Source organism: Pantoea sp. KPR_PJ (assembly GCF_041386365.1).
Taxonomy (GTDB): domain Bacteria; phylum Pseudomonadota; class Gammaproteobacteria; order Enterobacterales; family Enterobacteriaceae; genus Pantoea.
In genome coordinates, this window is the sequence record NZ_JABMIK010000002.1 from 484,349 (window position 1) to 506,572 (window position 22,224).

20 protein-coding genes are annotated in these 22,224 nt (G+C 57.4%); 5 read left to right on the plus strand and 15 right to left on the minus strand.

All coding sequences use genetic code 11. The features are described from left to right. Positions 1-91: 91 nt before the first annotated feature. Positions 92-544 carry a terminus macrodomain insulation protein YfbV gene (gene yfbV, locus HP564_RS06935; protein WP_371241463.1) on the minus strand — a complete coding sequence of 151 codons (453 nt, stop codon included), beginning with the start codon at positions 542-544 and terminating at the stop codon, positions 92-94. A gap of 338 nt (positions 545-882) precedes the next feature. Here yfbV and ackA point away from each other — a divergent pair, with 338 nt between their 5' ends. The 3 genes from ackA to HP564_RS06950 all read left to right on the plus strand — a co-directional run bounded on the left by ackA (position 883) and on the right by HP564_RS06950 (position 5,702). Next, positions 883-2,085 (plus strand): acetate kinase, encoded by a 1,203-nt coding sequence (gene ackA / locus HP564_RS06940; protein WP_371241465.1) that lies wholly within the window; start codon positions 883-885, stop codon positions 2,083-2,085. Between the two features lie 68 nt (positions 2,086-2,153). Next, the gene (gene pta / locus HP564_RS06945) at positions 2,154-4,298 is read left to right on the plus strand and encodes a phosphate acetyltransferase (protein ID WP_371241466.1); all 2,145 of its coding nucleotides are present in this window, start codon (positions 2,154-2,156) and stop codon (positions 4,296-4,298) included. Positions 4,299-4,439: 141 nt separating this feature from the next. After that, on the plus strand, positions 4,440-5,702 hold the full coding sequence (locus HP564_RS06950) for a 4-aminobutyrate--2-oxoglutarate transaminase (RefSeq protein ID WP_371241468.1): 1,263 nt from the start codon (positions 4,440-4,442) through the stop codon (positions 5,700-5,702). Between the two features lie 182 nt (positions 5,703-5,884). Here HP564_RS06950 and yfcD read toward each other — a convergent pair whose 3' ends face one another. Both yfcD and yfcF read right to left on the minus strand, forming a co-directional pair. Continuing rightward, positions 5,885-6,403, minus strand: coding sequence for an NUDIX hydrolase YfcD (gene yfcD / locus HP564_RS06955; RefSeq protein ID WP_371241469.1), 519 nt, complete (start codon positions 6,401-6,403; stop codon positions 5,885-5,887). A gap of 113 nt (positions 6,404-6,516) precedes the next feature. Next, entirely contained in the window at positions 6,517-7,158 is a 642-nt protein-coding gene (gene yfcF, locus HP564_RS06960) for a glutathione transferase (protein ID WP_371241470.1), read from the minus strand. 172 nt (positions 7,159-7,330) lie between these two features. Here yfcF and HP564_RS06965 point away from each other — a divergent pair, with 172 nt between their 5' ends. Next, positions 7,331-8,227 (plus strand): TIGR01777 family oxidoreductase, encoded by an 897-nt coding sequence (locus HP564_RS06965; RefSeq protein WP_371241472.1) that lies wholly within the window; start codon positions 7,331-7,333, stop codon positions 8,225-8,227. Positions 8,228-8,405: 178 nt separating this feature from the next. Here the strand turns inward: HP564_RS06965 and HP564_RS06970 are convergent, their stop codons facing one another. From HP564_RS06970 to dalD, 3 genes are read right to left on the minus strand one after another with little or no spacing between them, the layout of a single operon-like run. Further along, entirely contained in the window at positions 8,406-9,686 is a 1,281-nt protein-coding gene (locus tag HP564_RS06970; RefSeq protein ID WP_371241473.1) for an MFS transporter, read from the minus strand. Positions 9,687-9,715: 29 nt separating this feature from the next. Further along, the gene (gene xylB / locus HP564_RS06975) at positions 9,716-11,185 is read right to left on the minus strand and encodes a xylulokinase (protein WP_371241474.1); all 1,470 of its coding nucleotides are present in this window, start codon (positions 11,183-11,185) and stop codon (positions 9,716-9,718) included. Positions 11,186-11,197: 12 nt separating this feature from the next. Then, on the minus strand, positions 11,198-12,580 hold the full coding sequence (gene dalD, locus HP564_RS06980) for a D-arabinitol 4-dehydrogenase (RefSeq protein WP_371241476.1): 1,383 nt from the start codon (positions 12,578-12,580) through the stop codon (positions 11,198-11,200). A gap of 196 nt (positions 12,581-12,776) precedes the next feature. On the opposite strand from dalD, the gene HP564_RS06985 reads away from it, so the two are divergent. Then, on the plus strand, positions 12,777-13,724 hold the full coding sequence (locus HP564_RS06985; protein WP_371241477.1) for a sugar-binding transcriptional regulator: 948 nt from the start codon (positions 12,777-12,779) through the stop codon (positions 13,722-13,724). A 101-nt stretch (positions 13,725-13,825) separates the two neighbouring features. Here the strand turns inward: HP564_RS06985 and hisP are convergent, their stop codons facing one another. The 9 genes from hisP to folC form a co-directional block, all read right to left on the minus strand. Further along, positions 13,826-14,599, minus strand: a complete 774-nt coding sequence (gene hisP / locus HP564_RS06990) for a histidine ABC transporter ATP-binding protein HisP (RefSeq protein WP_371241479.1) — start codon at positions 14,597-14,599, stop codon at positions 13,826-13,828. An 8-nt stretch (positions 14,600-14,607) separates the two neighbouring features. Next, a complete protein-coding gene (locus HP564_RS06995; RefSeq protein ID WP_371241481.1) occupies positions 14,608-15,324 on the minus strand; it encodes an ABC transporter permease in 717 nt (238 codons plus the stop codon). Continuing rightward, positions 15,321-16,007, minus strand: coding sequence for a histidine ABC transporter permease HisQ (locus HP564_RS07000; RefSeq protein WP_371241483.1), 687 nt, complete (start codon positions 16,005-16,007; stop codon positions 15,321-15,323). The genes HP564_RS06995 and HP564_RS07000 overlap by 4 nt, the downstream gene beginning before the upstream one ends. Positions 16,008-16,113: 106 nt before the next feature. After that, the gene (gene argT, locus HP564_RS07005; protein ID WP_371241485.1) at positions 16,114-16,896 is read right to left on the minus strand and encodes a lysine/arginine/ornithine ABC transporter substrate-binding protein ArgT; all 783 of its coding nucleotides are present in this window, start codon (positions 16,894-16,896) and stop codon (positions 16,114-16,116) included. A gap of 269 nt (positions 16,897-17,165) precedes the next feature. Continuing rightward, a complete protein-coding gene (locus tag HP564_RS07010) occupies positions 17,166-17,735 on the minus strand; it encodes a UbiX family flavin prenyltransferase (RefSeq protein WP_371241487.1) in 570 nt (189 codons plus the stop codon). Between the two features lie 113 nt (positions 17,736-17,848). Further along, a complete protein-coding gene (gene purF / locus HP564_RS07015; protein WP_371241489.1) occupies positions 17,849-19,366 on the minus strand; it encodes an amidophosphoribosyltransferase in 1,518 nt (505 codons plus the stop codon). Positions 19,367-19,402: 36 nt separating this feature from the next. Further along, positions 19,403-19,888, minus strand: coding sequence for a colicin V production protein (gene cvpA, locus HP564_RS07020; RefSeq protein WP_371241491.1), 486 nt, complete (start codon positions 19,886-19,888; stop codon positions 19,403-19,405). 252 nt (positions 19,889-20,140) lie between these two features. Continuing rightward, positions 20,141-20,938, minus strand: coding sequence for a cell division protein DedD (gene dedD / locus HP564_RS07025; protein ID WP_371241493.1), 798 nt, complete (start codon positions 20,936-20,938; stop codon positions 20,141-20,143). Further along, the gene (gene folC / locus HP564_RS07030) at positions 20,928-22,202 is read right to left on the minus strand and encodes a bifunctional tetrahydrofolate synthase/dihydrofolate synthase (RefSeq protein WP_371241495.1); all 1,275 of its coding nucleotides are present in this window, start codon (positions 22,200-22,202) and stop codon (positions 20,928-20,930) included. The genes dedD and folC overlap by 11 nt, the downstream gene beginning before the upstream one ends. Positions 22,203-22,224: the final 22 nt, after the last annotated feature.

Genomic DNA, 22,224 nt, shown 5'->3' on the forward strand with positions numbered 1-22,224 from the left:
AAGGCGAGTGATGCGGGTATGCCCGCATCACTATTCTTTGATTTAAACCGGGTAGAGAGAAGAATTCTCTGCGAAAGAAACGCGCTCAGGATCAAAGATCGTCGAGGAAGGTACGGTCCAGCTGTTTAAAGGCACGCTTAAGCAGATCGGCCAGCGCCTGATAGGTGGGCTTTCCTTCTACGGGGGCGATAGCCTGCCCCGCTTCTTCGAGGCGGGCACGCACTTCATGAAACCAGTGCAGCAGCGTAGGCGGCAGCGGCGTCACTGAGCGTTTACCCAGCCACCACAGCCCCTGCATCGGCAGGCTACAGGCAAAGAGCGCTGTCGCGACCGCTGGCCCCAGCTGCCCACCCAGCGCGATTTGCCAGGTCAGCGTGAACACCGCCAGTGGCGGCATAAAGCGGATAGCGAAGCGTGTGACGCTCGATACGCGGTTTTCAGGAAAGATCGGCGCGAGGCGTTTATCATTCGGCCAGGTCTTCATATAGTGCTGGCCGTTTTGAAAAGTACGGACCCAGCCAGTATTGCCAGAATCATTCGCCATTGCGGACCTCAACTAAAACAGCAAAAAATAAAAACATTTTATAACTACACAACTTTACGTGACTTCCTTCAAAATTTTTTGTCTTTAAAGGGGACACTCGCTATTCTGACCCGCATCTATACCGTACGGGAAGCGTGTCAGGCCGTAAATAACAACCGTAGCGGCTCGGTTTTGCTAAGTAAAATTCAAATTTTTGCGTAAAATTACCGAAATTTTTTTGCGGAGAAGCAACATTTTGACTACCGCAACGAGGTTATGATTAATCTCACCGCTTTCATGGACTACGCTGATAGTCTGATTGCTTTATTTTTCGCCACTTTTAACAAATAGGTACTTCCATGTCGAGTAAGTTAGTACTGGTTCTGAACTGCGGCAGCTCTTCCCTGAAGTTCGCCATCCTGAATGCCGCCAGCGGAGACGAATATCTCTCGGGCCTGGCTGAATGCTTCCATCTGCCAGAAGCACGCATCAAATGGAAACTGGATGGAGAGAAGCATGAAGCGCCTCTTGGCGCGGGTGCTGCACACAGCGAAGCGTTAAACTTCATTGTTAAAACTATTCTGGCACAAAAACCAGAGCTTTCGGCACAAATTGCTGCAATTGGTCATCGCATTGTGCACGGCGGCGAGCAGCTGACGGAATCGGTCCTCATTACGGATGCCGTAATTCAGGGAATCAAGGATAACGCCTCCTTTGCCCCGCTACATAACCCGGCTCACCTTATCGGTATTGAAGAGGCCATGAAAAACTTCCCACACCTGTCGGATAAAAATGTGGCGGTTTTTGACACGGCTTTCCATCAGACAATGCCGGAAGAGTCTTACCTCTATGCCCTGCCCTATGCACTTTATAAAGAGCACGGCGTCCGCCGCTACGGCGCACATGGCACCAGCCATTACTACGTGACGCATGAAGCGGCAAAAATCCTGAACAAACCCGTCGATGAGCTGAACATCATTACCTGCCACCTGGGTAATGGCGCATCTGTGGCGGCAATACGTAACGGCAAATGCGTTGATACCTCTATGGGACTGACGCCGCTGGAAGGCCTGGTAATGGGCACCCGCAGCGGTGACATCGATCCAGCCATCATCTTCTATCTGCACGACACGCTTGGCATGAGCGTCGATGCCATTAACAAGCTGCTGACCAAAGAGTCCGGCCTGCTGGGTCTGACCGAAGTCACCAGTGACTGCCGCTACGTGGAAGATAATTACGAAACCAAAGAAGACGCGAAGCGCGCCATGAATGTTTTCTGTCATCGTCTGGCAAAATATATCGGCAGCTACAGCGCCATGATGGACGGTCGCCTGGATGCGGTGATTTTTACCGGCGGCATCGGCGAAAACGCCGCTATGGTACGCGAACTGTCCCTGAAAAAACTGGGCCTGCTCGGTTTCGAGGTGGATCACGAGCGCAATCTGGCCGCGCGCTTCGGCAAGTCCGGCTTCATTAACAAGGAAGGCACCCGCCCGGCGATTGTCATCCCGACCAATGAAGAGCTGGTCATTGCCCAGGATGCGGCGCGTCTCACCGCCTGATATCTCCTTCACCGTCAGCTCAGGCTGACGGCGTCGTTTTTGACACTACCTAAAAGCGAGGTTTAAACGTGTCACGTACAATTATGCTTATTCCGACCGGCACCAGCGTCGGTCTGACCAGCGTCAGCCTTGGCGTTATTCGTGCCATGGAGCGTAAAGGCGTTCGTCTTAGCGTCTTCAAACCTATCGCGCAGCCGCGCGCTGGCGGTGATACACCTGACCAGACCACCATGATCATCCGCAAAAACTCATCGATTCCCGCCGCCGACCCGCTGAAGATGTCGCGCGTGGAGTCACTGCTGAGCGCAAACCAGCAGGATGTTTTAATGGAAGAGATCATTGCCCGCTATCACGAAAACACCAAAGATGCGGAAGTGGTTCTGGTAGAAGGCCTGGTGCCCACGCGTAAACACCAGTTTGCCAACGCGCTCAACTACGAAATTGCCAAAACGCTGAACGCTGAAATTATCTTTGTGATGTCACTGGGTAATGACTCCCCGGCCCAGCTGAAAGAGCGTATCGAGCTGACGCAAAGCAGCTTTGGCGGCAGCAAAAACAAAAACATTACCGGCGTCATCATCAACAAACTGAATGCGCCTGTTGATGAGCAAGGCCGTACTCGTCCAGATCTGTCAGAAATCTTTGATGACTCTACCAAGGCCAGCGTCGCGAATATCGATCCAAAACAGCTGTTTGCCGATAGCCCACTGCCGGTATTAGGCTGCGTGCCCTGGAGCTTTGACCTGATTGCTACGCGCGCCATTGATATGTGCCGCCATCTGAATGCAGAGGTGATCAACGAGGGTGAGCTCGCTACGCGTCGCGTGAAGTCGGTGACCTTCTGCGCGCGCAGCCTGCCGCATATGCTGGAACATTTCCGCCCTGGCTCGCTGCTGGTGACCTCTGCGGACCGTCCGGACGTGCTGGTGGCTGCCTGTCTCGCCGCGATGAACGGCGTGGAAATTGGAGCCATCCTGTTAACCGGCGGCTATGAGATCGATAGCCGCATTGCAAAACTATGCGAGCGCGCCTTCCAGACCGGTCTGCCGGTATTTATGGTGAAAACCAATACCTGGCAAACCTCGCTCAGCCTGCAAAGTTTCAACCTGGAAGTGCCGAGTGACGATACCCAGCGCGTTGAGAAAGTGCAGGAGTATGTCGCGAACTATATTAACGCTGACTGGATTGAGTCGCTGACCGCCGCGTCTGAACGTAGCCGTCGCCTCTCACCCCCTGCTTTCCGCTATCAGCTGACCGAACTGGCACGCAAAGCGGGCAAACGCATTGTGCTGCCGGAAGGCGACGAACCGCGCACCGTAAAAGCCGCCGCTATCTGCGCCGAGCGTGGCATTGCCACCTGTGTCCTGCTGGGCAATCCGGACGAGATCCAGCGCGTCGCAGCCGCTCAGGGTGTCGAGCTGGGTAAAGGCATTGAGATCGTCGATCCTGAAGTGGTACGTAATCACTATGTGCCGCGCCTGGTAGAGCTGCGTAAAAACAAAGGCATGACCGAAGTGGTGGCGCAGGAGCAGCTGGAAGATAACGTGGTGCTGGGTACCATGATGCTGGAAAGGGGAGAAGTGGACGGGCTGGTCTCTGGCGCGGTACACACCACGGCCAATACTATCCGCCCACCGTTGCAGCTGATTAAAACCGCGCCAAACAGTTCGCTGGTCTCCTCTGTGTTCTTTATGCTGCTGCCAGAGCAGGTGCTGGTCTATGGCGACTGTGCCATCAACCCGGATCCAACTTCAGAGCAGCTGGCAGAGATCGCCATTCAGTCTGCGGATTCCGCTCAGGCGTTCGGCATTGAGCCGCGTGTAGCAATGATCTCCTACTCAACCGGTAACTCCGGCGCAGGCAGCGACGTCGAAAAAGTCCGTGAAGCGACGCGCATCGCCCAGGAGAAACGTCCGGATCTGGTTATTGACGGTCCGTTGCAGTATGACGCAGCCATTATGGAAGATGTGGCGAAGTCTAAGGCACCTGACTCTGCCGTAGCGGGTCGCGCCACGGTCTTTATTTTCCCGGATCTCAACACCGGCAACACGACCTATAAGGCGGTGCAGCGCTCTGCGGATCTCATCTCCATCGGTCCGATGCTGCAGGGGATGCGCAAGCCGGTCAACGACCTGTCGCGCGGTGCGCTGGTTGACGATATCGTCTACACCATCGCCCTGACCGCAATCCAGTCACAGCAGGCAGAAGGCTAACGACACCCCGCCTTCAGCCTGTCGGATAAGAGCATGCCAGCGCGCATGCTCTTTTTTTTTGCTGCATGGGCAGCTGGCGAATATTGCCCGCCACGCTAACACTGAAAGATGCCCTTTCGGTGAAATCAGCGAGGCCCCGCCATGAGTCACAGTGAGTTACATGCCCGTCGCCTGAATGCCACACCGCGCGGTGTTGGCGTTATGTGCGACTTTTTTGTCGTGAAAGCGGAAAACGCCACGCTCTGGGATAGCCAGGGACGCACCTATACCGACTTCGCCGCCGGGATTGCGGTGCTCAATACCGGCCATCGCCATCCCCGGGTCATTGAGGCGGTCAAAGCGCAGCTCGACTGTTTTACGCACACGGCCTTCCAGATTGTTCCCTATGAAAACTACCTGACGCTGGCAGAGCGCCTGAACCAGCGCGTCCCGATTGATGGTCCGGCGAAAACCGCTTTCTTCTCAACCGGGGCCGAAGCGGTAGAAAACGCGGTAAAAATCGCGCGCGCCGCCACCGGACGGCCCGGCATTATCGCTTTTACCGGTGCCTTCCATGGCCGCACGCTGATGACACTCTCGCTCACCGGCAAAGTCGCGCCCTATAAAACCGGCTTTGGCCCCTTTGCCAGTCCGGTCTACCACGCCCGCTATCCTGATGCATTGCACGGTGTAAGCACCGGGGATGCGCTGGAGAGCCTGGCCGCGCTGTTCCGCAGCGATATCAGCCCGCAGCAGGTCGCGGCGATCATCTATGAACCCATTCAGGGCGAAGGTGGCTTTTACGTCGCGCCGCCCGACTTTGTGCAGGCGCTGCGCCAGCTGTGCGACCAGCACGGTATTCTGCTGATCGCTGATGAAATTCAGAGCGGTTTCGCACGCAGCGGCAAACTGTTTGCCAGTGACTACCATCCCGACGCAAAACCGGACATCGTGACGATGGCGAAAAGCCTGGCAGGCGGCATGGTGCTGTCGGCGGTATCGGGCCGCGCGGCGATTATGGATGCGCCTCAACCCGGCGGGCTGGGCGGCACTTATGCAGGCAGTCCCCCCGCCATCGCCGCCGCGCTCGCGGTATTAGACATTATTGAGGAGGAAAAGCTGTGTGAGCGTGCGCTACAACTTGGGGAGCAACTGCGTGAAACGCTGCTCGGCGCGGGCTGCCGTGCGCTGGCGGAAGTCCGTGGACGCGGCTCCATGCTGGCAGCAGAATTCCACAACGCAGAGGGTCAGCCCTGTGCCGCCACGGCGAGCGCTATTCAGCGTCAGGCTCTCGAACAGGGTCTGCTGCTGCTCACCTGCGGGGTACACGGCAACGTTATTCGTTTTCTCTATCCTCTGACCATACCAGACGCACAGTTCAGCGCTGCACTCAGCCTGCTGGCGACCATTCTGGCGGCGCATTAAAAAGGAGGAGCGGTCATTCTCAGCGTCATAACGGGGCGAATGACCGCCGGTGAAGCAAAGCCCTTGCCAGGGCACGCCGACCTGCCCACAGCGGCGTTACGCAACGCGTCATTATCTGTGCGTGAAAACGCGATGCGCGTCGCCTGAAAAACGCCCTGCGGGGCGTTTTTCAGGCGACATAATCAGGCTTCACCGTTGCGCGTCAGCCACAGCGACAGGGCCTTAAGCGAATCATCGGTGAATTCATCGCAGCGCGCGGTAATCTCATCCGGGGTCATCCAGAACACCTCATCCACCTCTTCTTCCTGCATGGCGAACGGGCCGTGGTATACGCAGCTAAACAGACCGCCCCAGACGCGGACATGCTCATCTTCAAAATAAAACTTACCGTGCTCCGCGAAAGGCACATCAGCAATACCCAGCTCCTCTTCCGCCTCACGACGCGCCGACTCCAGCAGATCTTCCCCGCTCTGCACCACGCCCCCTGCGGTGGCGTCCAGCATGCCGGGCATGAAGTCTTTGGTCGCGGTGCGACGCTGCACCAGGATTTTACCTGCCCCATCATGCACCACAATATAGGTGGCACGGTGGCGCATACGCTGCGCGCGCATCTGTGCGCGTGTCGCCTGTGCGATCACGTCATTTTCTTCGTTAACGATATCGACCCACTCAATACCGTCGCCCGCGGTTTGATCCACCATCCGGAAACCCTTATCTGTTCTGGCGTGCCGTGCGACACGCACTTGATTGCCACGTCGTTGTTATAGTGTGCTGTAAGGTAATCACTTCCGCTCGCCTGAGCAAGCGGCGAAACCTATCGTTGTTTACCGCTTTCCGCCAGCCAGAGCTGCACCGAGGCGCGCTGCCACTGAAATTCAGCATAATCCCGCAGCTTAGTCGGTAGCGCGTCACCGTGCAGCGCCAGACGGTTTAACATCACCGCTAAATCCGTATCGGCAACAGACCACTCGCCAAACAGATTCTGCTGATGAGCCGGCAGCAGCCGCAGCGCGGCTTCGGTCAGCTTCTCCACTGCCTGCACCGCCGCTGGCGAGAGCGGTGGAAACTGCTCGCCAGCAAACAACACCTCTGTCGGCCGTTCCTGCCGAATGGGCAGCAGATCGCTGCGCAGCCATGCCTGTATTTCACGTGCCCGTGCACGCTTCTCGCGATTGCGCGGATAGAGGCGCTCAAATTCCGGGGCCGGAAAACGTTCCTCAAGATATTCAGCAATAGCAGAGGATTCATTCAGGACAAATTCATCAATCTGTAGCGCTGGCACGCGGCAGGTCAGCGACAGTGCACGGTAGTCGCTGTTGAACTGCTGATTATGTGAGAGATCGATACGCTTAAGCGTGAAAGGAATGCCTTTCTCAGTGAGAGCAACGTAAACCGACATAACGTAAGGACTAAAAAACGATGAATCTGACCACAGCGTGATGGACGGGTAATTCATCTGCTACCTCAACAGGCGGATCCGGGTTGCCTGATTTTTACCGGTTTCTTTTCTGCAAAGCAACGCCAGGCTGGTCCGATCTTCGTAAACCGCGACGCAGCCCATCAGCGCGTGAGCGCTCTTCTTCTATGCTAATTCAGTGCGTAACAAAAAAATGATAAGGAGACGCAACATGCACATTCTCGTGACCGGCGGTACCGGGCTGATTGGCCGCCATCTTATTCCCCGCCTGCTGGTGCTCGGGCACCAGGTCAGCGTCGTTACCCGTGATGTCGCCAGCGCACGCGAAAAGCTCGACTCGCGTGTTGCCCTCTGGTCAGGTCTGGCACAGCAGCACAACCTTGACGGCGTTGACGCTGTGATCAATCTCGCTGGCGAACCCATTGCAGACAAGCGCTGGACCGAACAGCAAAAACAGCGGCTGTGCGAAAGCCGCTGGCAGATCACCGAACGTATCGCCTCGCTGATTAATGCCAGCCAGCATCCGCCGCGTGTGCTGATATCCGGCTCGGCCACCGGCTACTACGGTGACACGGGCGAGCTGGTGCTCACAGAGGAGGACAGCGGCCAGGATGAGTTTACTCATCACCTTTGCGCACGCTGGGAGCAGCTGGCGATGACCGCCCAGAGCGATCGCACCCGCGTCTGCCTGCTGCGCACGGGCGTGGTGCTGGCAAGCGAAGGCGGTGCGCTAGGTAAAATGAAGCTGCCGTTTAAGCTCGGCGTAGGTGGCCCAATCGGCAGCGGTAAACAGTATCTGCCGTGGATCCATATTGACGATATGATCAACGCTATTCTCTGGCTGCTCGACCACGACGAACTCAGCGGCCCGTTCAATATGGTGTCGCCCTATGCCGTGCGTAACGAGCAGTTCGCCGCCACGCTCGGCCACGTGATGCATCGTCCGGCGTTTATGCGCACGCCCGCCAGCGCCATCAAACTGATGATGGGTGAATCGGCCGTGCTGGTACTGGGTGGGCAGCATGTGCTGCCGAAGCGACTTGAGGCATCCGGCTTTGGTTTTCGATGGTATGACCTGCAGGAAGCGCTGCAGGATGTTGCTGGCTGAGACCCGTAGCCGGCAGCGTTTTCACGTAAGCGGCAGGGATATGCACGCCAGAGCGACAGACTGAACGATTTGTCGCTCGATCCTGCTCAGCCTGTCGCCCTGTCAGGCGTGAGATAAAGCACATGAAACAGCAAGGGTAACCGTGGCACCTGCCGCAACCGATGCGGCAGGTGCACGCTCAGCTGCGCTGCTGCGCAACGGACGACTTCACCGCTGACGCTTTCTGCGCGTGTCCCGGCTGTGGCACACGAATGATAAAGGTCAGTACGCCTGCAAACAGGTAAAGTGCGGTATAGGCCCACACCACGCCGACGATATCGAAGAACGGCAGCAGTAGCGAGGCAATCGCCGGCGCAACAAAATTACTGAGTCCAGCCGACAGATTGTAAATCGACACCGCCGCGCCTTTATGATGGGGTTCCAGCGTCGGAAATACCGCCGTCATCGGTACAAAAGCAGCGACAAAGATCCCCAGCATGACGGCTGGAATCAGCGCCACCCAGACGTTATGCCCGGCATAGACCGGCAGGTAATAAAATGCCAGGCTGGAGATCGCCATGCCCAGACAGCCAAACCAGCGTACCTGCCGGATCCAGCCCAGCTTTTCGCCGGTAATGCCCCAGAAAATATTGGTAAAGATGGTGACAAAAAAGAATACCGCCCAAATTTGCAGCCATTCAGAGAGGGTAAAGCCCAGCCGATCGACAAACAGCAGCGGCATAATGATGGCAAAGCCAAACAGCGACAGCGTATTGATAATGCGGATCAGACAGGCATAAAAGACATGCTGGTTAGTGAACAGAATGGTCACCGCACGCGACATCTCAGTCATTTTATCTCGCAGTGGCAGATTCACGCGCGAACGATCCACCGGAACGTGGCGCAAACTGAAGTAGGCCAGCACGCCGCCGCAGGCGACCCAGACAATCGCCAGCCATAAGGTGCCGGTTTCGCCCAGCATCGGGATGGTCAGGCTGGGCAGATAGCTGCCCACCACGCCAATACCCACGGAATACATTGCCCAGAACCAGCCAGTGGCGGCGGCCAGCTTGTCACGCGGCAGAACCTGCACCAGCATCATCATAAATGAATAGATAAACAGCGGATAAGCCAGGCCGCGAATGCCGTAGAACAGCACCATCAGCGGATAGTTACGTAGCCCCAGCCCCAGCGACATAAAGAGCGCATGCATAACAATCCACAGCACAAAGCCCGTCATCATGGCACGCTGCGGCGTAATCAGCTCCGCTACCACGCCAGAAGCCCAGGCTGCCAGCGCGGCGGCCAGGCCATAAAACGTAAACACGACGGCCGACTGTGCCGGTGAAAAGCCCATATCAGTGATATGGCGAGAGAGAAACGCCATTTCAAAGCCGTCACCCGCCATAAAAATTGCGATGGCTATAAAGCCCCAGAACATCTTTTTCGGTAAGCCAAACCAGTATTCGCTCGATTGCATGACAATCTTCCTTCCGTTCGCTAGTCCGATCAGGCAGGCAGTAACGCGCGCACCTGCTGCTGTTGTACATAAAGTTCACGAAACAGGCGCAGACGCTGTTGCAACATGGCTCCGCGCGCCGCATCAGGCTGGTAGCGCGCCTGCACCGGTGGCTTCAGGCACACGTCGGCTTCACAGCCGCCATCCGCCAGCCACGCCAGCCGTGCCGCCCCCAGCGCGCCGGAGGCGCTGGCCGGATGCGTCACTATCGGCAGTTGCAGCACGTCGGCGATCAGCTGCGCCCACAGCGTGCTTCGCGCACCGCCGCCGGTCAGGCTGCACTGCGCTATCTGCTGCTTTGACTCGCCCAGCACGGCCAGACCATCGGCAAGGCCAAAGGCGACGCCCTCAATCACCGCATAACCCAGCAGCGCGCGCGGCGTTTCATGGCGTAAACAGTAAAACGCCCCGGTCGCCTGTGGATCGTTGTGCGGCGTGCGCTCCCCGGAGAGATAGGGCAAAAAGAGCGGTGCCTGACGCAGCTGTTCCGCGCTGAGCAGAGCCATCTCCTCCATCAGCTGACTTTCCGTAACCGACAGCAGCGTGCACAGCCAGCGCAGCGCGCTGGCGGCGCTGAGCATCACGCTCATCTGATGCCAGCGACCCGGTAGCGCATGGCAGAATGCGTGCACCCCCGCTTGCGGGTCGGCGCGCAGCCGATCGTTAACCACAAAGATCACGCCAGAGGTGCCAAGGGAGATAAAGGCATCGCCCGCGTTGACCGCGCCGACCCCTACCGCGGATGCCGCATTGTCACCCGCGCCGCCAGCCAGCCGCACCGTGGTCGCTAAGCCCCATTTAGTGGCCAGATCGGCGCGCAGCGTGGCGCTAACTGCACTGCCCTCAACAAGTTCCGGCATCTGCGCACGCGTCAGCCCGCTCGTCGCCAGCAGTTCGTCGGACCAGTCGCGCCGCGCCACGTCCAGCCACAGCGTTCCGGCGGCGTCTGACGGCTCAGTGACAAAACGACCGGTCAGCCGCCAGCGCAGGTAATCCTTCGGCAGCAGCACTTTACTGATGCGGCGGAATATCTCTGGTTCATGTTCAGCCACCCAGCGAAGTTTCGGCGCTGTAAAGCCGGGCATAATCGGATTTGCGGCGATCTGCACCATCTGCGGATAGCGCTGACGCAGCGCATCACACTGCGCCGCGCTGCGCATGTCGTTCCACAATATGCAGGGACGCAGCACCTCACCGGCCGCGTCCAGCAGCACCGCGCCGTGCATCTGACCGGAGAGACCGATGGCGCGAATGGCGGCCCATGCCGCGGGTGCCTGCTGGCGCAGCCCGGCAACCGCCTGGTCACAGGCCTGCCACCAGCACTCAGGATCCTGTTCCGCCCAGTGCGGATGTGGGCGCTGAACGCTGAGAGCGACGTGAGTGGACGCCACGATCTCACCCTGCAGATTAACGATCAGCGCCTTGAGTTCAGAGGTGCCAATATCCATGCCGAGATACATGATGTCTGCTCCTTACACCGTCGCTGTCTGCATCAGCTGCTGCTCAAGCAGGTTTACGCTACGCGTCACCAGCGCATGAAAGGCGCGATCGTGTGCCAGTTCAGCAAACAGTGAGGTATCGCTGAGAAATGTCTGCAGCGCATCGTCGCTGACCAGCTGCTGACGCAGCGCTTCGGCGTTAAGCACGCCGTCCTGATAAGCGTAAGGCAACTGACGGCTGGCCCAGCGCTGCAGGAACAGGTAGAAGAGTGCTGGCAGCATGGCGGTAGCGGCCGGTTCTGCGCCGCGCTGATAACACTCACGCAGCGTGGGCGTGACCATACCCGGAATTTTTGACAGCCCGTCCGCACCGACGCGCTGGTTGGTGTCCTTGATGTGGGGATTGCTAAAACGTGCCAGTACCACGTCGCGATAATTCGCCAGATCCAGTGGGCTGGGCGACAGCGATGGCATCACGTCCCGGGTGATGTAGTCATACGCCAGTTGATAAATCGCCGGCTGACGCAGGCTGTCATCAATGTACTCCTGTCCAGCAAGCGTGCCAGCCCAGGCTACTGCCGCGTGCGTGGCGTTGAGGATACGAATTTTCGCCTCTTCCCACGGCAGCACCGATGCCACCAGCTCCACCCCTACCTTTTCCAGCGCCGGGCGTCCGGCAATAAAGTCATCCTCAATTACCCACTGGATAAAGGATTCTGCCATAACCGCTGCGCCATCATCTTTACCGGTGGCCGCCTTGACGCGCACGGCCACATCCGGCGTCGGACGAGGCGTAATGCGGTCAACCATGGTGTCGGGCGAGGTGGTGTGACTATGCACCCACTGGGTCAGTCTGCTGTCGCCCTGCGCGGCCAGAAACGCCAGCAGGCCATGACGGAAACGCTCACCGTTGTGGCGCAGGTTATCGCAGCTCAGCAGCGTGACCGGCGCACCGCCGCTGGCTATGCGCTGGCGCAAAATACGCGCCAGTGCGCCGTAAATGGTGCGCACGTCACCGTTAATATCGGCCTGGATATCCGCCTGGCTGAGATCGAGCTCATGTCCGGGCGTCAGATAGTAGCCCGCTTCGGTCACGGTAAAACTGATCACTTTCGTGTCGGCATGGGCTCCCTGCGCCACCAGCGCGCTGATTTCCGCGTCCCACGGCAGAATAGTGCGCAGCGACGTGATGGTTTCATAGGCGCGCTCGCCCTCGGGCGTAACGGTCTCCAGCACGTATTCGCCGTTTTGCGCTTGCAGCTGATCGAGTAGCGCAACCGCATCGCCGCGGATATTGCCGAGGGCGATGCCCCAGCTGTCATCGCCCTGCTGGCGCAGCTGATGCAGATACCACGCCTGATGTGCCCGGTGAAAAGCGCCTGCGCCAATATGCATCCAGACCGAATTTGTTGTCATAACCACCTCGATTTAAACATTTGCCATCCAACAGGGCATTTGCCCGATAAGCCGTAGCATAGTCGTCACGAGGGCCACTGTTCTGCGAGATTTGTCACACTTAAGACATTTGCTCTTTTCAGGAGCTTTTGCTCAGTTAGCGCTTTCGACGCAAGACGCGATAAACTGACGCATCGGTTTTTGACGGAACAAGGCGATGAGCAGAGAAGACAAGAAACAGGAGCTGGCGGCACGGGCAGCCTGGATGTATTACGTGGCGGGCGTGACGCAGCAGGAGATTGCGCGCGCGCTGGGTTTGTCGCGCCAGGTGGCGCAGCGGCTGGTTTCAAACGCACGTGAAATGGGCATGGTCAGCGTAAAGATTGAGCATCCGGTAACCCACTGCCTGCAACTGGCGCACGAGATAGCGCAACAGTTTGGCCTTACCCTGTGTCGCGTGGTGCCCTCAGCCGGGCTGGATGATGCGGCGATCCAGCAAATGCTGGCCGTCGAGGGCGCGGCGGTGATGGCACAGTTTATTAATGAAGAGACCCCGCAGGTGTTTGGCATTGGTTCCGGCAAAACGCTGCGCGCAATTATTGATGCGCTGCCGCGCGTCGAACGTCCACAGCATCAGTGCGTTTCGATGATTGGCGCGATTGCGCGCGACGATTCTGGTACGCGCTACGACGTGCCGCTGAAGATGGCGGAAAAAATGCAGGGCAAATATTTCTTTATTCCGGCACCGCTTTACGCTGATACGCCGCAGGATAAAGCCATGTGGGTTCAGCATCAGGTCTATCAGCGCGTCATTCAGCGAGCGCGGCTGGCGGACGTTGCTTTTGTCGGCATTGGTGAAGTGAGGCCAGGCTGTCCGCTCAATGCGGAAGGATTTATCACCGATGCCCAGGTTGAGGCGCTCAACGCGCAGGGTGTGGTAGGCGAAATGCTGGGCCACTTTTTTAACCAGCAGGGAGAACGCGTTTACGGCGAAACGGATGAGCTGCTGACCAGCGTGCCGCTGGAAAGCCAGGCACAACGTAATATTATCGGCTTTGCCGGCAGCGCGCGTAAATACGCCGCTATTCAGGCCGCGCTACACGGCGGCTGGGTTTCCGGGCTGGTGACGGATGAAGAGACCGCACTGAAGCTGCTGCGCGAATGATCAACAGGCGTCGTTGAAAGGGTGCGGCGCGCTCACGCGCGGGCGTTGCCGCCGAGGAACGGGCAAACGCGCGATAAACGGCGCCGCTGCGGGTCTACTGCCTACTTCAGCGATCCCTTTAAAAACTGCTGCAGACGCGCGCTTTTGGGCTGAGTGAACAGCATTTCCGGCGGTCCTTCCTCTTCAATTTTGCCCTGGTGCAGAAAGATCACGTGGCTGGATACGTGGCGCGCAAACTCCATTTCGTGCGTGACCACCACCATGGTTTTGCCCTCTTCTGCCAGCTTCTGCATGATGCGCAGCACCTCGCCCACCAGCTCAGGATCGAGCGCAGAGGTGGGTTCATCAAACAGCAGCACCTCGGGCTCCATTGCCAGCGCACGCGCAATAGAGACGCGCTGCTGCTGACCGCCAGAAAGATGCACGGGATACTTAGCCTGAGCGCGCTCGTCAATCCCCACTTTATTGAGGTAATTCACCGCGCGGGCGCGCGCCTCCGCCTTGCTCAGCCCCAGCACCTGAATCGGCGCTTCCATGACGTTTTCCAGCACCGTCATGTGGCTCCACAGGTTGAAGTGCTGAAACACCATGGTCAGGCGAGTGCGCAGTGAACGCAGCTGCTCTTTGTCAGAGACCTTAAGTTGACCATCGGTGTCGCGCACCAGATTGATCGGCTCGTTAGTCACGGAAATAGTGCCTTCACTCGGCTTCTCAAGAAAGTTGATGCAGCGCAGGAAAGTACTTTTGCCGGAACCTGACGATCCAATAATGCTAATCACGTCGCCCGCATTGGCCTGCAAAGAAACGCCCTTTAAAACTTCATGGTCACCGTAACGCTTATGCAGTTCGGTCACGCTTAATTTGTTTTCAGCCATAGTTCTACTCAATGCGATGACGAGGGTTTGATGTGTGCGAGGAAGCGGCGCTCCGCCAGACGGAACAGGCTAATCAGCACATAAGAGATAATCAGATAGAGCACCGCAGCGATGCCAAATGCAGTGAACGGCTGATAGGTCGCCGAGTTGATATCACGGGCGATCTTCAGCAGATCCGGCACCGTGGCGGTAAAGGCCAGCGCCGTGGAGTGCAGCATCAGAATCACTTCGTTGCTGTAGGCAGGCAGCGCGGTACGCAGCGCGGACGGCAAAATAATACAGCGGTAGAGTTTGAAGGTAGAGAAGCCGTAAGCGCGCGCAGCCTCGATCTCGCCGTGAGGCACGGCACGAATCGCCCCGGCAAAAATCTCGGTGGTATAGGCGCAGGTATTCAGCGTAAACGCCAGCAGCGTACAGTTCAGGCCACTGCGGAAAAACGCATTAAGCAACTCAGAGCCTTTGACCACTTCCAGCGTATACATGCCGGAGTAAAACACCAGCAGCTGCACATAGAGCGGCGTGCCACGAAACACATAGGTAAACAGCCAGACAGGCAGACTGATAAAGCGGTTCGGCGATACGCGCGCAATGGCCAGCACCACCGCCAGACAGCCGCCAGTAACGACGGACAAAATCAGCAGCCATAGCGTAATGGCAACGCCGGTAAAACGGTAGCCATCGGTCCAGAGCAGCGATTTCCAGTACTCCTGAATAATATCGATCATAGCTCTGCCCTTTTAACACCAACCGAGTAGCGGCGATTGAGCCACCACAGCACACCGTTAGAGAGCGTGGTAAAAATGAGATAAATTACGCCAGCCACGATCGCAAAGTAGAAAGGCTGCCAGGTACTTTTACCGGCCAGCTGCGTGGCCTTCACCACATCTTCCAGTCCCAGCAGTGAAACCAGCGCGGTCGCTTTTAACACCACCTGCCAGTTATTGCCGATGCCGGGCAACGCGTAGCGCATCATGCCGGGAAACAGGATGCGGCGAAAAACCTGCGAGCCGGTGAAACCGAACGCCGTGGCGGCTTCAATTTGTCCTTTTGGCACAGCAAGAAAAGCACCGCGGAAGGTTTCGGTAAAGTAGGCGCCATAGATAAAACCGAGCGTGATAATACCGGCCACCATCGGGTCGATATCAAACTGGGTCAGGCCCATCGCATCGGTTAGCGCGTTAAGAGCGATCTGCAAACCGTAAAAGATCAGCAGCATCAGTACCAGATCGGGCACGCCGCGAATCAGCGTGGTGTAGCCTTCCGCGACCATCGCCAGCGGACGACTGCGAGAGAGTTTTGCACCCGCGCCAATCAGGCCGAGTACCACCGCCAGCAACACCGAGCTGAGCGCCAGCTCCAGCGTGACCAGGGTGCCTTTGAGGATGACCTCAGAATAGCCGTACAACATTTGAACAATCCTGTCGTGGAGAAAAATACAGTGTTCTGCCCACTGGCGAACCAGCGGGCAGTCCTGATCGATTTAAGCAGTAACCATCAGGCAGAGGTCGACAGGTTTAGTCACCGTACACATTGAAATCAAAATATTTTTTCGCAATCTTATCGTACGTGCCATCTTTGCGCATCGCTTCAAACGCTTTGTCGATTGCGGCTTTCAGCTCGGTATCGTCTTTACGCAGTCCCATACCGGTGCCGACGCCAAAGATTTTGTCGTCTTTCACCGCCGGGCCGGCAAAGGCGTAGTTTTTACCTACCGGCTGTTTCAGGAAGCCTTCACTTGCCTGTATCTCATCCTGAAACGCCGCGTCGATGCGGCCCGCATTCAGATCCTGATAAACCAGATCCTGGTTGGCATAAGGCGTGATGTTAACGCCCTTTGGACGCCAGTTCTGGTTTGCGTAGGTTTCCTGCGTGGTGCCTTGCAGCAGGCCGATATTCTTGCCTTTCAGCGACTCGATGGTCGGCTGGATCGACGAGCCTTTGGCTGCAACCAGACGGGCGTTGGCCGCATAGAGCTTATCGGAGAAGGCGATCTCTTCCTGACGTTTTTCCGTAATGGAGAGTGAGGAGATGATGGTGTCAATCTTCTTCGCCTTGAGCGAAGGGATCAGCGCATCAAAATCGCTTTCGACATAGGTGCACTTCGTGTTGATACGTTTACAAATTTCATTGGCCAGATCGATATCGAAGCCCACTAACTGCCCCTGGGCGTTTTTCGATTCAAATGGCGGGTAGGTCGGGTCGGTCCCAATGCGAATTGATGACGGCACCGCGGCGAACACGCTGGCGGCGCTGGTCAGGCCCAGCAGAAGAGAAAGAGCCAAAACTCGCTTTTTCATAGATTACCCTCAGTGAAGTGCTTTTTGTTATGGGTGCGTGATGTGTTTGCGCTTGTTAAGCCACATATTTCTTGCACATTTCATGCCAGCAATGCAAGTCGATCGCGTGTCCGGCAGCGCCCTGGCAGAGCGGCACAACCGGGTTAATGAGGGGAATATATCAGCGAAGCAAAAGAGAAAAAGCGACTTTGTTAACTTTTGGTGCACCAAATGCACGAAGAGTGATCGCCAGCGCGCATTTGCCCCTGATAAGGGCAAAAAAAATGGCGCTACGCACCATTCCAGCGCGTGAAAAGGTCGTGTGGTAGTGTGATATCAAACTGATCGACAACGCGGTTTACCGTTTGATCCACCAGCTCCATGATCGACTGGGGGCGATGATAAAATGCCGGAACGGGCGGCATGATGACTGCGCCCAGTTCCGCCGCCGTGGTCATCATCCGCAAATGGCCAATGTGCAGCGGCGTTTCGCGCACGCCCAGTACCAGCTTGCGCTGCTCTTTTAGCACTACGTCGGCAGCGCGCGTGAGCAGGCTGTCACTGTAGCTGTGCACAATGCCCGAGAGGGTTTTCATGGAGCAGGGCAGAATCGCCATGCCGAGCGTTTTGAAAGAGCCCGAAGAGATGCTGGCGGCAATATCGCGTACGTCGTGCACCACGTCAGCCAGCGCCTGTACTTCGCGCAGCGTGTAGTCGGTTTCAAGACTCAGGGTCTGCCGCGCTGCCGGACTCATCACCAGATGGGTTTCCACCTCGCTAACCTGTTGCAGCACCTGAAGCAGCCGTACGCCATAAATTGCGCCGCTTGCGCCAGAGATGCCAATGATGAGTCGTTTCATACCTCTTCCTTGCCTGTTCAGTAGGGCGTCATGATACCCGTTTGCCGGTGACGAAAACAAACGGGGCGGATTTCTCCGCCCCGTTGCTCATCTCATCATAGCTGAAAACGCGCTTAACCTTCGTTATGCAGCTCGAGATTCTCGACTTCGTTCTGGCGCTGAAGGGCTTTGGCGTCATCGTTACGCAGCGACTGAAGATATTCGAGATACTGCTGATCGACATCTTTCGTCACGTAAACGCCGTTGAAGACCGAACATTCGAACTGAGCAATATCCGGGTTCTCTTCACGCACGGCGTCAATCAGATCGTTCAGATCCTGGAAGATCAGCGCATCTGCCTTGATCAGCTGGCAGATTTCATCGACTTCGCGTCCATGGGCGATCAGCTCAGTCGCGCTCGGCATATCGATACCGTAAACGTTCGGAAAACGAATTTCCGGCGCGGCGGAGGCGAGATAAACCCGTTTGGCTCCCGCTTCGCGCGCCATTTCAATAATCTGCTCGGAGGTGGTGCCGCGCACAATGGAGTCATCTACCAGCAGCACATTTTTATCGCGGAACTCAGCGCGGTTGGCGTTGAGTTTGCGGCGAACCGCGCTGCGGCGCAGCTGCTGTCCTGGCATGATAAAGGTGCGGCCAACGTAGCGGTTTTTCACAAAGCCCTGTCGGTAAGGCTTGTTAAGAATACGGGCAATTTCCAGGGCAATATCGGTAGAGGTTTCCGGAATCGGGATCACGACGTCGATATCAAGATCTTCCCACTCGCGGGCAATTTTCTCACCCAGCTTGGTGCCCATACGCACGCGTGCGCTATAGACAGAGATCTTGTCGAGGAAAGAATCCGGACGCGCAAAGTAGACATATTCGAACAGGCACGGATTGCTTTTAGGGTTCTCTGCACACTGGCGGGTAAACAGCTGGCCCTGCTCGGTGATGTAAACGCCCTCGCCCGGCGCAACGTCGCGCAGGAATTCAAAGCCCAGCGTATCCAGCGCCACGCTCTCCGAGGCGACCATATACTCAACGCGGCTGTCGGGCAGCACGCGCTTGCCCAGCACCAGCGGACGGATACCGTTGGGATCGCGGAAGGCGACCATGCCGTGGCCGATAATCATCGCAACCACGGCGTAGGCACCGCGCACGTGCTGATGCACGGCGGCCACCGCAGCGAAAATATTATCCGCTTCCAGCGGGTCATTCTGAAAACGGTCCAGCTCCTGCGCAAAAATATTCAGCAGGATTTCAGAATCGGAGGTGGTGTTAACGTGACGGCGGCCCTTTTCGAAAAGATGCTTGCGCAGCTCGTGCGCGTTGGTCAGGTTGCCGTTATGAGCCAGCGTAATACCGTACGGCGAGTTCACGTAAAACGGCTGCGCTTCAGAGGCGCTGGAGCTGCCTGCGGTTGGGTAGCGAACGTGGCCGATCCCCATATTGCCCTGCAGGCGCTGCATGTGGCGAGCTTCAAAGACATCGCTGACGAGACCGTTTGCCTTACGCAGGCGGAAACACTTCAGCGCATCAATAGTACAAATGCCTGCGGCATCCTGCCCGCGGTGCTGCAGCACCGTTAACGCATCATAGATCGACTGGTTGACCGGCATAAATCCGGTGATCCCAACAATACCGCACATGTTGTCATTTCCTCATTAGCCGCACTCCCGATGGTGTCACCGGGGTATAAAACTCGACGTGCTTTTCAGGTAGTCAAAAAACCATCTGATTATGTAACTGAACTGGGGAATGAGCTGGGACTGCTGCCAGTCCGGGCTTTTGGAAAAGCCGGTGAATGTATCGAGGAAAAACAGCATCGCACTGACAATCAGCACGCCACGCAACGCCCCGAAACAGACTCCCAACACCCTGTCAGTTCCCGACAGGCCGGTCTTTTCAACCAGCGAGCCGATCACATAGTTGACTATCGCGCCGACAATCAGCGTCGCGACGAACAGCACCGCGATGGCGATGCCGTTTCGCACCAGTTCGTCGTCAAAACCTGTAAACCAGACTGCAAGGTAGGCGTAGTAGTGACTGGCGACAAAAAACGCGCATCCCCAGGTAACGAGAGATAAGGCTTCCCGGACAAACCCGCGAATCAGGCTGACCAGAGCCGAAAAACCAACTACCGCAATAATGACGTAATCTATCCAGATCATGAACTCTTCCAGCGCCAGTGCGTCTGCACCCCTGCATCCAGTTCGGGGCGCATTCTAACAGAAAAAGAAAACGTTTGCGTAGCGGTTTTCCTTTTCCCTTTCCATAAAAAGGGCGATGAAAAAAACTTTCCTCGCCCGACGGAGATTCAACCGATGAACGCATTGAATTTAAACAAATTATTTTTTCACACGCGGCATTAACACGGCGTGCGGTACCGCCTTTTTATGCAATCGGCGGTACCAATCGCTGCCTTAACGCGCGCTATATGGCTTCACAACCCCGCCCAGTCCGGAAACGCTTTGCAGCTCTGAAAGTGAGCTTTGCAGCTTCGCTTTTGACGCGTCCGGGCCGACATAAAGACGGGTGATCTGTCCCTGAACCGGCGTCGAGGGCACGGTAAAGGCGCGATAGCCTGACAGGCGGAGTTTGGCCACAATCTCATTCACTTTCGCAGCGTTCTTCAGCGCGCCAAGCTGGACCACATATGCCTGACCGGCGGGCGCGCTCTGCTCAGCGGGCCTGGCCGTTTCGGCCGGCTTAGTGCTTTCGCTCTGCCGTGTCTCAGCCGGTTTGCTCTCCGCGGGTTTAGTTTCTGCCGGTTTCGTTTCGGCTGGCTTCACCTGCGTTTTTGGCTTCGGCTGCTCAACCTGCTTCGGTTTCGGCTGCTCAACCTGCTTCGGCTTCGACGCCTCAACCTGTTTAGGCTTAACCGGTTCGCTCTGATGCACCGGCGGCGGCGTCACCACACTCGGCTCGCTATTACTCTGTGGCGCGGCGTTGCCCTGCTCTGCCACAGGGTTGGTGGCGCTGTTGCTGCCGCTGCTGACCGCGCGGCCTGCGCCCTGCGGTGGCTGAGAAGGCAGCGGCTGTGTAACTGGCGGCACCATTTCGCTGTCTTGCTGGTCATCCGGTTTCGGAACCAGCGGGATAGCTGCAAACTCTTCCTTATAGTGCTTCTTTTTGCCGTCCAGCAGGCCCGGCAGGACAATTACGCCGACCGCCACCAGGATAATGGTGCCGACCAGACGGTTCTGAAACTTACTCGCCACGACCTTTCTCCGCTTCTGTCGATTCCATGACCTGCGCCACGGTATGGAAGGATCCACACACCAGCACAATGTCCTGCTCCTCAGCCTGCTGGCGAGCCGCCTGCCAGGCGTGCTCCACGTCGGCAAATGCCGTCGCTGCGTCGGCGGGCAGATGCGCCATCAGCTCATCTGCACTCGCGCCGCGCGGGCCGTCAAGCGGCGCGCAGTACCAGCAGTCAATTTGCGGAGCCAGCGCCGCCAGCGTACCGGCAATATCCTTGTCGTGCAGCATGCCCACTACGGCATGAACGCGGCCGGTGTTAGCCAGCTGCGCCAGGCGTGATGCCAGATAGCCCGCCGCATGCGGGTTATGCGCCACGTCAAGGATAACGCGCGGGGATTCGCTGACCGTCTGAAAACGACCAGGCAGGACTGCCAGCGGCAGATACTCCCGCACGATCGCCTCGCTGACGTTCAGGCCAGATGCACGCAGCGCCGCCAGCGCGGTAGCAGCATTCGGTAGCGGAACCTGCGGCAGCGGCAGATCGTTCAGCTCGCCCTGGGCGTCGCGAAATGCCCAGCTCTCCGCCTGCTGGCTATAGTGCCAGTCGCGATCGCGCTGTCGCAGCTGCGCCCCTTTTTCCGCGGCTACTGCGGCAATGCTGGCCGGCATTGCAGGCTCTCCCACAACGGCAGGCTTGCCGCCGCGAAAGACGCCCGCTTTCTCACGGCCAATGCTTTCGCGATCCGGGCCGAGCCAGTCGGTGTGATCAAGCGCGATGCTGGTGACGATCGCCACGTCAGCGTCAACAATATTGGTGGCATCCAGGCGACCGCCCAGGCCCACCTCCAGGATCACCACGTCCAGCTGTGCCTGCTGAAACAGATTGAGGGCAGAGAGCGTGCCAAATTCAAAATAGGTCAGGGAGACATCGCCCCGTCCGGCTTCGATTTTCGCAAAGCTGGCGCTGTGCAGCGAGGGATCAAGCTCCTGCCCCTGTACACGTACCCGTTCGGTATAGCGCACCAGATGCGGCGAGCTGTAAACCCCCACGCGGTAGCCCGCCGCCATCAGCAGGGTTTCCAGGGTGCGACAGGTGGTGCCTTTGCCGTTGGTTCCGGCGACGGTGAAGACAAAAGGTGCAGGTTTCAGCAGGTCGAGGCGCTGCGCGACGCAGCGAATGCGATCCAGCCCCAGTTCGATGGTCTGCGAATGCAGATGCTCAAGATAATAAAGCCACGTGGCCAAAGGCGACGTGGCTTGAGGAAGGTGAAGAGTATCCATATGTCCCGTTTAACAAATTTTG